The sequence below is a fragment of the Draconibacterium sediminis genome (assembly GCF_000949475.1).
GTDB classification, from domain to species: domain Bacteria; phylum Bacteroidota; class Bacteroidia; order Bacteroidales; family Prolixibacteraceae; genus Draconibacterium; species Draconibacterium sediminis.
The window spans coordinates 136,693-150,748 of the sequence record NZ_JRHC01000007.1; the positions used below are offsets into that span (position 1 = coordinate 136,693).

At 40.7% G+C, this 14,056-nt stretch carries 13 protein-coding genes; 5 read left to right on the forward strand and 8 right to left on the reverse strand.

Annotated elements, in window-relative coordinates:
* Positions 1 to 70: 70 nt before the first annotated feature.
* Both LH29_RS21240 and LH29_RS21245 read right to left on the reverse strand, forming a co-directional pair.
* Complete coding sequence (locus tag LH29_RS21240; RefSeq protein WP_045033343.1) at positions 71 to 757, reverse strand: nitroreductase family protein; 687 nt, start codon at positions 755 to 757, stop codon at positions 71 to 73.
* A gap of 100 nt (positions 758 to 857) precedes the next feature.
* Positions 858 to 1,946, reverse strand: a complete 1,089-nt coding sequence (locus LH29_RS21245) for a hypothetical protein (RefSeq protein ID WP_157493788.1) — start codon at positions 1,944 to 1,946, stop codon at positions 858 to 860.
* Between the two features lie 149 nt (positions 1,947 to 2,095).
* Between LH29_RS21245 and LH29_RS21250 the strand changes: the two genes are divergently transcribed.
* Complete coding sequence (locus LH29_RS21250; RefSeq protein WP_045033345.1) at positions 2,096 to 3,370, forward strand: hypothetical protein; 1,275 nt, start codon at positions 2,096 to 2,098, stop codon at positions 3,368 to 3,370.
* A gap of 75 nt (positions 3,371 to 3,445) precedes the next feature.
* Here the strand turns inward: LH29_RS21250 and LH29_RS21255 are convergent, their stop codons facing one another.
* The 5 genes from LH29_RS21255 to rfbA all read right to left on the reverse strand — a co-directional run bounded on the left by LH29_RS21255 (position 3,446) and on the right by rfbA (position 8,319).
* A complete protein-coding gene (locus LH29_RS21255) occupies positions 3,446 to 4,198 on the reverse strand; it encodes a 3-keto-disaccharide hydrolase (protein WP_045033433.1) in 753 nt (250 codons plus the stop codon).
* Between the two features lie 69 nt (positions 4,199 to 4,267).
* On the reverse strand, positions 4,268 to 6,010 hold the full coding sequence (locus LH29_RS21260) for a phospho-sugar mutase (protein WP_045033346.1): 1,743 nt from the start codon (positions 6,008 to 6,010) through the stop codon (positions 4,268 to 4,270).
* Positions 6,011 to 6,012: 2 nt separating this feature from the next.
* On the reverse strand, positions 6,013 to 6,870 hold the full coding sequence (gene rfbD, locus LH29_RS21265; protein WP_045033347.1) for a dTDP-4-dehydrorhamnose reductase: 858 nt from the start codon (positions 6,868 to 6,870) through the stop codon (positions 6,013 to 6,015).
* Positions 6,871 to 6,875: 5 nt separating this feature from the next.
* Entirely contained in the window at positions 6,876 to 7,430 is a 555-nt protein-coding gene (gene rfbC / locus LH29_RS21270; RefSeq protein WP_045033348.1) for a dTDP-4-dehydrorhamnose 3,5-epimerase, read from the reverse strand.
* 7 nt (positions 7,431 to 7,437) lie between these two features.
* On the reverse strand, positions 7,438 to 8,319 hold the full coding sequence (gene rfbA / locus LH29_RS21275) for a glucose-1-phosphate thymidylyltransferase RfbA (RefSeq protein WP_045033349.1): 882 nt from the start codon (positions 8,317 to 8,319) through the stop codon (positions 7,438 to 7,440).
* A gap of 308 nt (positions 8,320 to 8,627) precedes the next feature.
* Here rfbA and rpsA point away from each other — a divergent pair, with 308 nt between their 5' ends.
* From rpsA to LH29_RS21290, 3 genes are read left to right on the forward strand one after another with little or no spacing between them, the layout of a single operon-like run.
* A complete protein-coding gene (gene rpsA, locus LH29_RS21280) occupies positions 8,628 to 10,586 on the forward strand; it encodes a 30S ribosomal protein S1 (protein WP_045033350.1) in 1,959 nt (652 codons plus the stop codon).
* 39 nt (positions 10,587 to 10,625) lie between these two features.
* Positions 10,626 to 10,979: an STAS domain-containing protein gene (locus LH29_RS21285; RefSeq protein ID WP_045033351.1), complete on the forward strand. Its 354-nt coding sequence runs from the start codon at positions 10,626 to 10,628 to the stop codon at positions 10,977 to 10,979.
* Positions 10,980 to 10,986: 7 nt separating this feature from the next.
* On the forward strand, positions 10,987 to 11,898 hold the full coding sequence (locus LH29_RS21290) for a ribonuclease Z (RefSeq protein WP_045033352.1): 912 nt from the start codon (positions 10,987 to 10,989) through the stop codon (positions 11,896 to 11,898).
* Between the two features lie 2 nt (positions 11,899 to 11,900).
* Here LH29_RS21290 and LH29_RS21295 read toward each other — a convergent pair whose 3' ends face one another.
* Positions 11,901 to 13,328, reverse strand: a complete 1,428-nt coding sequence (locus LH29_RS21295) for an ATP-dependent DNA helicase (protein WP_045033353.1) — start codon at positions 13,326 to 13,328, stop codon at positions 11,901 to 11,903.
* A 92-nt stretch (positions 13,329 to 13,420) separates the two neighbouring features.
* Here LH29_RS21295 and LH29_RS21300 point away from each other — a divergent pair, with 92 nt between their 5' ends.
* Positions 13,421 to 14,053 carry a hypothetical protein gene (locus LH29_RS21300; RefSeq protein WP_045033354.1) on the forward strand — a complete coding sequence of 211 codons (633 nt, stop codon included), beginning with the start codon at positions 13,421 to 13,423 and terminating at the stop codon, positions 14,051 to 14,053.
* The last annotated feature ends 3 nt before the right edge of the window (positions 14,054 to 14,056 follow it).

Consider the following 14,056-nt stretch of genomic DNA (forward strand, 5'->3'; position numbering starts at 1 on the left):
TTAAAAGATAAATACTATTAAAAAGCCTGTTCCAGAATGTTGGAACAGGCTTTTTAATTTTATTTAAGAATTAAAAACTGTTGCTAACAATAAAATCTCCGAGTGCCTGCTTTTCTTTTTCAGGCCATTCAACCGGAACGCCAACAGGTGTAATACATACGCGTGTATAATACTCCGGGATATTAAATACTTTGCGAGTCAGCTCCTCCGAAAAGGAATCAGTTATATGAACTGTTCCATAACCAAGCGCACGTGCAGCAAGCATTAAATTTCCGGCAGCCAGCGGGCCATCCCAATGATTGTACTGCGGATATCGACTGTTATTATCCGTTAGAACTACAATGTAAGCCGGTGCCGACAGATACCCACCTGTTAACTGTTTGTCGTACTCGCTTAATTGCTTCTTCAGTTCTTCGCCTGCCAGCTTTTTCTCCTCTTTTAAATAGGTTTCAGTTTCTTTCAGTTTTGCAGCTTTTAATGCCTCAATTTTGTTTTTGTCGGTAACAACCAGAAATTTCCAGGGCTGTTGGTTTCCTGCTGTAGGGGCCATTCGTGAGGCATCTACTATTTTTTTCAGGTCAGCCTCCGGCACCGGATCGGATTTAAATGCACGTACTGAGCGGCGTTTTTTAATCACCTCCCAAAATGAGTCTTCGGTCTGGCTAACCAAATTTTCTCCGGCAGATTTTACAACCGGAATTAATGTTAGTCCGGTAACTAATGCAGCACCGGCCTTTAAACTGTGTCTTCTGTTCATTGTTTCAATTTTTTAAAGGTTATTTCAGCAAAACAGCAATAAGTAAAATTATCCGTTCAAAAATCGGATTGTTCACTGTCGCTGCTTTATTGGTTTTATTTTATTTCAGAATTTTTATGCCGTTCAGGTTTTCGAACCGGGCTTTAAATCCCCAGCCGCCAAAATTCTCGGCTACCATTACAAGGATTTCATTCTTCCCGGATTTCAGATCGAGGTAAACAGAATCGAAATAGCCTATCGTTCCCAGAAAACGATAATCGCGGCTTCGATATATATCAACGCCCATCCACACAGCTTTACCGTTTACAAATATTTTGGTCACATCGCTAAAACCAAAATTCATCATCTTAACGAGGTCGGTTTCCGAGTCAATGGTGATTTTCAGGAGAACCGCATTCTTTTTCTCTGCCAAAGCAGCGGTTTTCGAGATATTTAGTAAACCATCGGCTTCCGTATCCCAATTCCGGAATTCCAGTTTATTGATAAAATTTGCCGGTAACAGGTTTTCATTCATCAGCTTTTCGGCATCAAATGCTTCAGAAACCTCATAGCTTTTTATTACTTCATTGCCAGCTTCAACAATTTCAACGAATTCTCCCTTTAACTCAGGAAATTCCGCTGGAGTAATTTTTATATCTGCAAAGCGGGCCGGACCGTAAAATGCAATTTTCCCTTCGCGTTCGCCCATTTTCAACTCATGAATTACCAGCACCGGCTTTTGCATATCCGAGATGTAAACCTCGCCTCTACTTCCCGAGACTACGAGTTTTACCTGAAACCACTCGTCAAAAACATGTTGCTTTACCGCACCATAACCTTCGCCGTAGTATAGCTGCCAACCTGCATTGCCGTTATAAACCGGCGTATATTGCATGGCATCGGGATTACCACTTTGATGTTTGCGAATGTAAAACTCTTCAGTGTCTCCCATTCCATCGCCCCGAAAACGTACGCCGGCAAATCCCCTTCCCGGCTGAATACACATCATAAATTCAATGATGCCGTTTTTTAACGCAATATCTCTAGCAATGGCAACTCCATCGTCGGTTTTTAAACAGTCTTTTCCTTTATAATTTTCGCTTACAACTTTTCCGTTCAAAATCCATTCTATTCCGTTAATGCTGGTATGCTCCTGTGCAAAAACAGAAAGATTGACCAGTATAAAAAGTAGTGTTAGAATTGTTTTCATTGTTTTGGTGTTTTTGAATTTTATGAAACAAATTTCAGTAATCAGTCTGGAAATCAAGATTCAAACCATGGTCAAAACATAATCAAAATACATTCAAGCCTAAAAAACCAATCGTTCTTACTATTTTTAGGAACCAGAAATTAATAACCATGTATACCGAAGCAGAACAGGAAAAAAAGTTCGTAACAATAATTATTCAGCATATTGCAGAGAAATTGCATGTTAAGGATCCGGAACAATTACAGCAACGCGATTATGAAAATCTGAACCTTCTGATTCAGGAGAAAACCGGTATCAATCTGAGTGTTTCTACCCTGAAAAGAATTTCTAAAAACCAGTTTCAGCGCATTCCTCAAAAAAATACACTTAACGCACTGGCACAATTTCTTGATTATAAAGACTGGTACGATTTTAAAGATAACCATGCGGATACACCTGTTGCCAAAAGAAAAAGTAGAAGGTTGAATTTTAAGTTTCGTAAACGCGCGTTGTATATCCCGGTTACTGCCATAGTTGCGGCCCTGTTTGCAGTTATTCTTTTCAACAGTAAACCGGCGCAAAGTTACGCTGAGGCCAGCTTTACAAGCCGCACAAATGTTAGCAGCGGAGTTCCCAACACGGTTATTTTCGATTACGATATCTCGATGTATGATTTTGACAGTGCTTTTATTCAACAATCGTGGGATGCCCGCCGACGTGCAGAAATTAAAAGGCACGAAAAATATTCCACCTCGGTATACTATTATCCGGGCTATCATCGTGCAAAAATCATGATCAATGATCAGTTAGTAAAAGAAATTCCGGTTTACATTACAACCAGCGGCTGGCTATCGCTCATTCAAAATCCGGAAAATGATCTTATCCCGATTTACGTGAATGAAAACTGTATCAATAACAATCAAATTTACATTTCGCCGGAAACGGTTAAAGCCCATCATATCGATCTGTCGAAGAATAATCATGCAACATGTTTTTACTATGTAAACGAAAATTTTAGCGGCGACAGTGACAATTTTTCATTTGAAAGCCGCGTAAAAAATAATATTGACGAGGGAGCACTGGCTTGCCAGATTTGCGAAATATCAATATTTGCAGAATACGGAAGACATGTGATTCAATTGGCGAATCCCGGATGTATTGGAAGTATTTTTCAGAAATTCGGAACAGAATACGCGATGGGCACGAACAACGATCTGTCGGCATTCGGCACTGATCTGAATAACTGGAACACCGTTAAACTGGAAATCAGCAATAAATTCGTAACTGTTTTACTGAACGATGAGGAAATCTACACCACCACGTATCAGAACAGCAACGGCGCTTTAAAAGGCATTTCGTACCGATTTGCAGGCAGCGGAGCTGTTGACTATGCAAAATTGTCGGACAATAACGATCAACTTGTTTTCTCTGAAGAATTTGAATGATTCACATCCACAGTTTATTTCATAAAAAAACCGGAAGTACAAACTCCCGGTTTTCTTTTATCTTTTGGAATTGATCTACAATTCGCGAATCCAGATATTGCGGTAACTCACCGGATTTCCATGGTCTTGCAACTGAATAACATCGGCGCCATGTTTTTCAACGCTGTACTCAGGAATACCAATGTATTCCGTTGGTCCGCGCAGTTTTGAATTGTTTTGAACCAAAACGCCGTTGTGCAAAACAGTTACAGTTGGCGGAGTAAAATACGTACCATCTTCGTTAAAACGTGGTGCAGTGTAAATAATATCGTACACCTGCCACTCGCCCGGTCCTTTACATGCATTTACCAGTGGTGCATGTTGTTTGTATAAACTTCCGGCCTGGCCATTGCGGTAAGTACGGTTGTTGTAATTATCCAACACCTGAACCTCGTAACGTTTCTGAAGAAAAACGCCACTGTTTCCACGTCCCTGGCTCTCGCCAACTACTTCGGCAGGAGATCTCCACTCGATGTGTAACTGAAAATCTTCGAAAGCACGTTTTGTCTGAATGATTCCGGCACCTCTTTCAACGGTTACACAACCATCGGCTACTTTCCAGCCAACAGGGCCACCATCTCCGTTTGTCCACTCGCGGTCGATATCAACACCGTCGAATAAAACTATGGCATCCGAAGGTGCATCTGCCGGAGTTTCTCCCGGTGTAATTACCGGCACTTCAGGATCCCAGATTTCAGTCATTTCAGGAACCATTTGCGGTCTCTCATCTTGAGCTACTGCGCACACTGCAACAAAAAGCAGCGCTACTGTTAAAATTTTAAATTTCATTTTTATTGATTTAGGTATTTTATTATTCATGCGCCAAGCGGTTTTGAACCGCTTAGCGTTTATCACAATTTACAATCCCAGTTCTTCCATTATGGCATCGATCCTGGCATCGGCTTTTTGCTCTTCTGCATCAAAATCTTCACGCGATTTCAGTTCGCCGGTTACTTCAAAATAGAACTTAATTTTAGGCTCTGTTCCCGATGGACGAACCGAAATTTTTGTTCCATCCTGTGTAAAGAACTGCAACACGTTTGAAGTAATTTTCTGATCGATTTTCTTTTCCTCGCCGGTAATCAGGTTTTTCGCAACTAATGTAGAATAATCTTTTACCCACTCCATTGGCGAACCACCCAGTTCTTTTGGCGGATCGTTGCGGAATTTCGTCATGATCTGCTGAATTTCTTCGGCACCCGATTTTCCTTTACGAACCACATATTTCATTTTCTCGCGCGAGAAACCATATTCCAGATAAATATCCTGCAACAGTTCGTACAATGTTTTGCCCTGATCGATTGCCCATGCAGTGATCTCTGCCATTAAAGCACATGCAGAAACGGCATCTTTGTCGCGAACAAAGTCAGAAGGCATAAAACCAAAACTTTCCTCGCCACCACCGATGTATTTTTTCACACCTTCGTTATCGCGAATTACTTCGGCAATAAATTTAAATCCGGTGTATACGTCAAAATATTCGATGTTATTTCGGCGGGCAACTTCAGCAATCATTTCGGTAGAAACGATGGTTTTTACTACAAACTCATTCCCTTTCAACTTGCCTGCTTCCTTCATTTTTACAATGATGTAATAGAAGAAAAGCAGCGCTGTTTGATTACCGTTTATAATGATGTATTCGCCTTTATCGTCTTTTACAACAACACCAATCCGGTCTGAATCGGGATCGGAAGCCATAACAACATCCGCATCAATTTCGGCGGCTTTTTTCATTGCCATTTCCATAGCCGCAGGTTCTTCCGGGTTTGGCGAAACCACTGTTGGGAAATCGCCGCTAACCACATCCTGTTCAGGAATATTTATGATGTTGGTAAAACCAAATTCGCGTAAGGCGGCAGGAATTAATTTCACTCCTGTTCCGTGAATTGGCGTATATATGATTTTTATGTCTTTGTGGCGCTCAACCACGTCAGGTGAAATGGAAACCTTTTTAACCTCTGCAAGGAATTTGTTATCCATCTCCTCTCCCAGAATTTCGATCAACTCGTCGGGACCGTCAAACTTAATGTCCTCAGGTTTAATTTTGGCCACTTCGTTAACGATGTTTACATCGTGTGGGCCAACAATCTGCGAACCATCTTCCCAATACGCTTTGTAGCCGTTGTATTCTTTTGGGTTGTGCGATGCGGTAAGAATAATACCACTCTGGCAGCCCAACTCACGAATGGCGAATGAAAGCTCCGGTGTAGGACGCAAATCGTCGAATAAGTACGCTTTAATTCCATTGGCGGCAAAAATCTTTGCACTGGTTTCAGAGAACAAACGACTGTTGTTCCGGCAATCGTGACCAATCGCCACTTTTATTTCATCAAGATCAGCGAAATTCTTCTTCAGATAATTACTTAATCCTTGGGTGGCTGCACCAACGGTGTAAATATTCATGCGGTTGGTTCCAACGCCCATAATGCCGCGAAGACCGCCGGTACCAAACTCCAGGCTGCGGTAAAAAGAATCAATCAGCTCTGTCGGGTCTTCAGCATCAAGCAATGCCTGAACCTGAGCTCTTGTTTCTTCATCGTAAGTATCCGAAAGCCATTCCTGCGCTTTCGCTCTTACTTCCATCAATTCTTGATTTTCCATGATTATTCTCTTTCTAGATGTTTTATACAGATTTTTAAACTATCACGCCAATACGGAACTTCCAGGTGATAAGTTTCTTTTATTTTTGCTTTATTCAGCACGCTGTAGGCCGGTCGTTTTGCCGGTGTCGGAAAATTCTCCGAGAGTACCGGTTTAACTTTACAGTCCACTCCCGAGAGTTCGAAAATTGCCAAAGCAAAATCGTACCAGCTGGCCACTCCTTCGTTGGAATAGTGATAGACACCCGGCACAAACTCTTTACTTTCGGCTATTTCTAAAATTGCCTCAGCCAAATCGGCGGCATAAGTCGGCGATCCTACCTGATCGAAAACCACGCCCAATTCTCCTCGCTCTTTTCCGAGGCGCAACATGGTTTTTACAAAGTTATTTCCGAAGGTTGAATACAACCAAGCCGTTCTGATGATCACCGTTTCCGGATTCTCAGCCCGGCAGTTTTGCTCACCTTCCAGCTTTGTTTTTCCGTACGCTCCGTTTGGCGCAACTACATCAGTCTCTTCATAAGGAAGATGTGCATCGCCGGCAAAAACATAATCGGTTGAAACATGAATCAACTTTGCACCAACAGCTTTCGAGTATTTTGCAAGCAGCTTTGGAGCCAATGCATTTACTTTTTGTGCCGTTTCAAAATCCGACTCGGCCTTATCTACAGCAGTGTAAGCGGCACAATTAATTACCAGCTCAAAATTGTTGTCGGCAAAGTAACTTTTTACCTGATCTTCATCCGTAATATCCAACGAATCAACATCAGTAAAAACAAATTCCCATTTGGGGTAATTTTTACTGAGTACTTTTAATTCGTTCCCCAGTTGTCCGTAAGCGCCTGTTATTAATATCTTCATTGTTGTTAATACACAAAATTCATTTGAGCCTTTTCAAACGCCGGAGCGTTTTTGTCTTTCTCAGAAACCAAGGCTTCCTCTTCTTTTACCTGCCAGTCGATTCCCAATGTTTTATCAAACGGGTTAATTGAACTTTCGGCATCGCGATTGTATAAGTTATCACATTTGTAGGTAAAAATAGCTGTTTCGCTTAAAACCGAGAAACCGTGAGCAAAACCACGCGGCACATATAACTGTTTCTTATTATTTTCGTTCAATTCCACTCCAAACCACTTTCCAAAAGTCGGTGATCCTTTGCGTAAATCAACGGCTACATCATAAACACTTCCCTGTATAACGCGCACCAGCTTGGCTTGTGCCGCATCACCCAATTGGAAATGCAAACCCCGGACAACTCCTTTTACCGATCGTGATTCATTATCTTGTATAAATGGTCTTTCAATTCCTGCCTCGCGGTACCTTTCCTGCTGAAATGTTTCGAAAAAATACCCTCTGTCATCTTCAAACACCCGCGGCTCAATAACAACCAGTCCGGGGATTCCCGTCTCTACTATATTCATTCGTTAATTAAAATGTAAATGCTTTTTTGCTGGCGATTTTTAATAAATATTCGCCGTATTGATTTTTACTGAGTGGTTTGGCTAAATCAATCAATTGTTCGGTGCTGATATAGCCTTTTTTCCATGCAATTTCTTCAATGCACGAAACTTTCAGGCCCTGCCGTTGCTCAATTGTTGATATAAAATTAGAAGCCTGCAATAAACTGTCGTGTGTTCCGGTATCCAGCCAGGCAAATCCCCGGCTAAGCAGTTTCACGTTCAAACGGTTCTCTTCAAGATAAATACGATTCAAATCCGTAATCTCAAGCTCTCCACGTTTTGATGGTTTTAATCCTTTCGCTTTTTCAACCACATCATTCGAATAGAAATAAAGGCCGGTTACCGCATAATTCGATTTTGGCTCATCCGGTTTTTCCTCGATACTTATTACTTTACCTGCATCATCAAATTCAACAACTCCGTAGCGCTCCGGATCATTCACATAATACCCGAACACTGTTGCACCGTCCTCAAGTGTGGCAGCCTGTTCCAGTATTTTTCTGAATTTATAACCATAAAATATATTGTCGCCCAAAATCATACTTACGTTATCATCACCAATAAATTCTTCGCCAAGGATAAATGCCTGTGCCAAACCATCGGGCGATGGCTGAATTTTATACGCCAGCTTCAAGCCCAGTTGCGAACCGTCGCCAAATAATTTCTCGTACAAACCAATATCTTCGGGTGTTGATATAATTAATATCTCACGAATTCCTGCCAGCATTAAAACCGACAGCGGGTAATAAATCATTGGTTTATCGTAAACCGGAATTATTTGTTTTGAAATTGATCGTGTAATTGGATAAAGACGGGTTCCTGAACCGCCGGCTAAAATTATTCCCTTCATATTATATGGTTTATTCGTTCTATAGCTTGTCTGATTTCCTATTTCCCAACTTTTTAATGATTATGAAAAGAGGACTCATTTTATCAGGCTTCAAAAGTAAATAAAAGAAAATCGGAATGCAATCCAAAATAAGGGCATAAAACTAAACTATGTTAATCAAAGGGCATTTAAAGCTAAAAAACAGCCCAATTTTGCTCTATTTCAATAAAATAACACGAATCTTTTGTTTTAATTGAATTTAGTTATAATTTTGCGCGCGCAAATTTTAACAAATATAAAGTCTAACTCATTAATTTAATTAAAATTACATGACAGAAGAGAAGAAAAAAGAGCTTGAACAAGAAGTAGCAGAAACTCCTGTTCAAGACGAAAAAAATGAAGTAGTTGCAGAAACTACAGAAGCTCCGGTTGAAGAGACTGCAGCTGAAGAAAAAGCGGAAGCTCCTAAAGCAGAAGCAAAAAAAGAAAAAAAGGCCGTTGAAACAACAGCTGAAGCAGATGCTGATTTCGATTGGGACAGCCTGGAAGAAGGAAGAGATGCCTATTCTGAAAAAGAACGTGGCAGCCTTGAAGATCTTTACAACAACACACTAAACACCGTTACAGAAAAAGAAGTTCTGGAAGGAAAAGTTATTTCGTTAAACAAACGCGAAGTAGTTGTTGACATAGGTTACAAGTCGGACGGTATTGTTAGCTTGAACGAATTCCGCTACAATCCAGAGTTGAAAGTAGGCGACAAAGTAGATGTTTACATCGAAAGTCTTGAAGATAAAAAAGGACAGATGATCCTTTCGCACAAAAAAGCGCGTGCAACTCGTTCATGGGAGCGTGTTAACGAATCGCTTGAAAACGATGAAATCATCAAAGGATACATCAAGTGTCGTACTAAAGGTGGTATGATCGTTGACGTATTTGGTATTGAAGCATTCTTGCCAGGTTCGCAAATTGATGTTAAACCTATCCGCGATTACGATGTATACGTTGGTAAAACAATGGAATTCAAAGTTGTTAAAATCAACCACGAATACCGTAACGTTGTTGTTTCTCACAAAGCACTTATCGAGGCTGAGCTTGAGCAACAGAAAAAAGAAATTATCGCTAAACTTGAAAAAGGTCAGGTATTGGAAGGAACCGTTAAAAACGTTACTTCATACGGTGTATTTATGGACCTTGGTGGTGTTGACGGATTGATCCACATCACTGACTTGTCTTGGGGACGTATTTCTCACCCAAGCGAGATCGTTGAATTAGACCAGAAACTGAACGTTGTTATCCTTGATTTTGATGATGACAAAAAACGTATTGCTCTTGGTCTGAAACAATTAACTCCTCACCCATGGGATAACCTGGATTCAGAGTTGAAAGTTGGCGACAAAGTAAAAGGTAAAGTTGTTGTTATTGCCGACTACGGTGCATTCGTTGAGATTGCTCCTGGAGTTGAAGGTTTGATCCACGTTTCAGAAATGAGCTGGAGCCAGCACCTGCGCAGTGCACAAGACTTCTTAAGCGTTGGCGACGAAGTTGAAGCAGCAATTCTTACATTAGACCGCGACGAACGCAAAATGTCGTTGGGTATTAAACAACTGAAAGAAGATCCTTGGTCGAAAATTGATACTGAATACGCTGTTGGAAGCAAGCACGCTGCAAAAGTGCGCAACTTCACTAACTTCGGTGTATTTGTAGAAATTACTGAAGGTGTTGACGGTTTGATTCACATTTCAGACCTGAGCTGGACGAAAAAGATCAAGCACCCATCAGAATTCACTGCAATTGGTGAAGAAATTGAAGTTGTAGTACTTGACATCGACAAAGAAAACCGTCGTTTAAGTTTAGGACACAAACAACTGGAAGAAAATCCATGGGATGTATTCGAAACAATTTTCACTGCCGATTCAATCCACGAAGGAACTGTGGTTGAGTTGATGGACAAAGGTGCTGTAATTGCACTTCCATACGGTGTTGAAGGATTCGCAACTCCTCGTCACCTGGTGAAAGAAGACGGTTCTTCAGTTAAGCAAGACGAAAAACTTGATTTCAAAGTTATCGAGTTCAACAAGTCGGCTAAACGAATCATTGTTTCTCACTCACGTATTTTCGAAGATGTGAAACGTGCAGCAGAAGGCGAGCAGCGTAAAGCTCAGAAGAGCACTAACAAGCGCGCCATGAAAACTGTTAGCGATAACATCGAAAAAACTACTCTTGGCGACGTAAGCGATTTGGCTGCGCTGAAGAAGCAAATGGAGCAAGAAGAGAAAAAAGACAAATAAGCACTTGGTGAATTTAATTTGATTTTCGTAAATTGAAGCATGGCATTCGAAATTCGAAAAAACGAGAAGTATACCTTAGTAAAGGTAAACACCGACAGATTAGACACCAATAATGCGCCCGACTTGAAATCGGAGCTTGTAGTTATTAATAACAATGGTGAAAAAAACATCGTTCTTGACCTGAGTAGCGTTGCTTACTGCGACTCATCAGGTTTGAGATCAGTTTTAGTCGCCAACCGGTTATGCGAAGACGCAATAGGTACTTTTATCCTTTGCGGTTTGCAGCCCGATGTAGAAAACCTGGTAAAGATTTCGATGCTTCATACCGTGTTGTTAATTACTGATACGGTTAAGCAAGCAGAGGAATTGTTGGAGAAGAAAGAAAACCTGTAATTACAGAATGTCTTTCGAATTAACCATACTGGGTAGTAATTCAGCATTACCGACTTCAAACAGATATCCAACAGCCCAGGTACTTGATGTACCTGGGCGTTGTTTTTTAATCGACTGTGGTGAAGGAACCCAAATACAACTGCGCAGAAACAAGATCAGTTTCAGCAAAATCAGGCATATTTTTATTTCGCATTTACATGGCGACCATTACTACGGATTAATTGGTTTGTTATCGACTATGAATCTGCTGGGGGTAAAAAGCGATGTGCACATTTATGCCCCATCGGAATTAAAAACGCTCATCCAGCCTCAACTCGATTTTATTCGCGGAGAAATGAGCATAAAACCCATTTTTCATCCGCTAAACCTGAAAAAACGGCAAACAGTATTCGAGAATAAAAACATCGAAGTACTTTCGTTTCCGGTAAAACACAGCATTCCAACTGTTGGCTTCCTGTTCCGTGAAAAGCCCAAACAAGCCAATATTAAAAAGGAAATGATTAAGGCCTACAATATCCCTCTTGCAAAAATTAAGGATATTAAAGCGGGAGCCGATTTTGAAACGGAAGACGGAAGATTAATTCCAAACGAAAAACTGACAACTCCCCCACCAAAACCAAAATCGTATGCATTTTGCACCGACACTGCTTTTCATCCGCCAATTGCAGAAATTATTAGTGGTGTGGACTTGTTGTACCACGAAGCTACATTTTTGGAAGAGCTAAAAGATCTGGCAGAAAAAACACTCCACTCCACTGCCCGCCAGGCCGCAGAAATGGCAAAAATTAGTAACGCTTCCAAACTGTTGATCGGTCATTTTTCAAGCCGGTTTAAAAAGCTCGAGAATTTTAAAACCGAAGCCCGGGAAGTTTTTAAGAATACAGAATTGGCCATTGAAGGAAAGAAATACATTATTTAGATTTATTCTTCCCCTTCGAAAAATCCTTTATCGAAATTTACTAAATATAGTTTTTCTGTTGGGCGCGTAAAAGCCGTGTATAACCAACGATAATACTCCGTATCCAGCATATCTTCCACCAGGTAACCATGATCGACAAAAACAGCCTTCCACTGCCCACCCTGCGCTTTATGGCAAGTTAAAGCATAAGCATATTTCACCTGCAAAGCATTAAAATACGGATTCTCTTTAATCTTTTTCCAACGCTCTTTTTTGTTACGGACATCCTGGTAATCTTCAGAAACGGCATTGAATAACTCTCTGTTCCGCTCCGACGAAAAAGAGGCCGTTTCAATACTCAGTGTCTCCAAAAAGATTTTACAGTCGAGTTCAACATCTTCGTAGTCAACAAAACGCAAACACACATCAGCAAACCGGAATCCGTACAATTCTTCGTATCCGTAAATCGATATGATTTCGGCAATATCGCCGTTGGCAATAAAATCAAGTTTATCATCCTCGCCGGGCCAGAAATAGTTGTTTTTTACGACCATCACTAAATCGCCCCGCTCAATTTCATTCTCTTTATACAGAATGGAACCCCGTATTCCTTTATTAAACAGATTAGCGCGTTTATTCGAACGGGTAACCACAGTAGTATCAAAAAAACCGTATTTATCGTAACACGATGAAATGGTTTCAATCAACTCTCCTCCCGATATACGTTCAACATCCGGAAAGCTTTTAGTTTCTATCGGGAAAAAACCTTCGTAATGCTGTTCGGCAATAATATTTCGCATTTCGGTGGCATTCGATAATACTCCTGATCCTTCTGCCTGACGAACCACTTCTTTCAGTTCCACTTCGGTAACCGAAAAACCATATTGCTCCAAACTAAACGCTTCCAAAGCAGGACTGATATTTAAACCAACTGGCGGCAACTGTGCGGTATCTCCAACCAAAACCAGATGGCAATTTTCGCCCGAATAAACATACTGAAGCAAATCATCAAGCAAACGCCCGCTGCCAAAAACAGCGTTCTCACTCATTTCGTTCGAAATCATCGAAGCCTCGTCAACAATAAAGTAGGTATTCTTATACATATTTTTATTTAGCACAAAACGCCCCATTCCGTCTGATGCCGACTGTTGCCTGTATATTTTTTTATGGATGGTAAAAGCAGGCATACCGGAGTATGAGGCCATAACTTTTGCCGCGCGACCGGTTGGCGCCATTAAAACGGAACGAATTTTGAGGGAGAGCAAACATTGTGTCAAAGAATAAAGCATGGTTGTTTTTCCCGTTCCGGCATAGCCTTTTATCAACATTATCCGATCGGGCTCTGAAGCGGAGATAAATTCGGCTAAATTGTCGATTAAACGAGCTTGACAATTTGTTGGCGGAAAGCCCAGTTTTTCAGTTAATATGGCTTTTAAGTGATTTTTGATCATAGCAGCTAAAATAACACAGGGTAAAAGAAACTAATTTATTTTTTTTTTTAAATTTGCAGGCAAACGAAAAATGAACTTATAAAAAAATAAAAATGAGAACCGTAATTCAGATTGTACTTTTCCTTGTAGCCGTTGTGCTTACCTATTTAATCTATCAAAGTATTCAGCGCCCAATTGATTTTGAAAAAGCTAAAGATGCGCGTTACGAAGCAACCGTTGCAAAGTTAAAAGATATTCGTAAAGCGGAATTGGCCTACAAAGATATTTATGGTCAGTTTACAGGAAGCTGGGATACATTAATCAGCTTCGTTTCAAACGACTCGGTAAGAAACGTAAGAGCTATCGGCGAATTGACTGACAGTATGATCGAAGCCAAAATTACTGAGAAAAAAGCAATTGAAATGGGACTTATCATTCGTGATACGATTAAAATTGGAGTAATCGATGCACTTTTTGGTGGTGAATACGATGCAAATAGTTTGCGTTATGTTCCTGTTCCTGGCGAACCTACTGAGTTCCACCTGGGAGCAACAATCATTACTACCGGTTCTGGTATCAAGGTTCCTGTTTTTGAAGCAAAAGCACATAACAACGTTATTCTAAGAGGCTTAGATGAGCAATTGGTCATCAACCTTAACGATCAGCGCAGAACAAACGAAAAATATCCTGGTTTACGAGTTGGTTCGTTAGAAGAAACAAACAATAATGCGGGTAACTGGGAATAAACC

What these genes read in the sequence shown, in the direction of transcription:
- LH29_RS21290 (WP_045033352.1), top strand. Translation starts at nt 10,987, where the DNA reads ATGTCTTTCGAATTAACCATACTGGGTAGTAATTCAGCATTACCGACT.
- rfbC (WP_045033348.1), bottom strand. Translation starts at nt 7,430, where the DNA reads ATGAATATAGTAGAGACGGGAATCCCCGGACTGGTTGTTATTGAGCCG.
- LH29_RS21260 (WP_045033346.1), bottom strand. Translation starts at nt 6,010, where the DNA reads ATGGAAAATCAAGAATTGATGGAAGTAAGAGCGAAAGCGCAGGAATGG.
- LH29_RS21245 (WP_157493788.1), bottom strand. Translation starts at nt 1,946, where the DNA reads ATGAAAACAATTCTAACACTACTTTTTATACTGGTCAATCTTTCTGTT.
- LH29_RS21295 (WP_045033353.1), bottom strand. Translation starts at nt 13,328, where the DNA reads ATGATCAAAAATCACTTAAAAGCCATATTAACTGAAAAACTGGGCTTT.
- LH29_RS21255 (WP_045033433.1), bottom strand. Translation starts at nt 4,198, where the DNA reads ATGAAATTTAAAATTTTAACAGTAGCGCTGCTTTTTGTTGCAGTGTGC.
- LH29_RS21300 (WP_045033354.1), top strand. Translation starts at nt 13,421, where the DNA reads ATGAGAACCGTAATTCAGATTGTACTTTTCCTTGTAGCCGTTGTGCTT.
- LH29_RS21285 (WP_045033351.1), top strand. Translation starts at nt 10,626, where the DNA reads ATGGCATTCGAAATTCGAAAAAACGAGAAGTATACCTTAGTAAAGGTA.
- LH29_RS21250 (WP_045033345.1), top strand. Translation starts at nt 2,096, where the DNA reads ATGTATACCGAAGCAGAACAGGAAAAAAAGTTCGTAACAATAATTATT.
- rfbD (WP_045033347.1), bottom strand. Translation starts at nt 6,870, where the DNA reads ATGAAGATATTAATAACAGGCGCTTACGGACAACTGGGGAACGAATTA.
- rpsA (WP_045033350.1), top strand. Translation starts at nt 8,628, where the DNA reads ATGACAGAAGAGAAGAAAAAAGAGCTTGAACAAGAAGTAGCAGAAACT.
- rfbA (WP_045033349.1), bottom strand. Translation starts at nt 8,319, where the DNA reads ATGAAGGGAATAATTTTAGCCGGCGGTTCAGGAACCCGTCTTTATCCA.
- LH29_RS21240 (WP_045033343.1), bottom strand. Translation starts at nt 757, where the DNA reads ATGAACAGAAGACACAGTTTAAAGGCCGGTGCTGCATTAGTTACCGGA.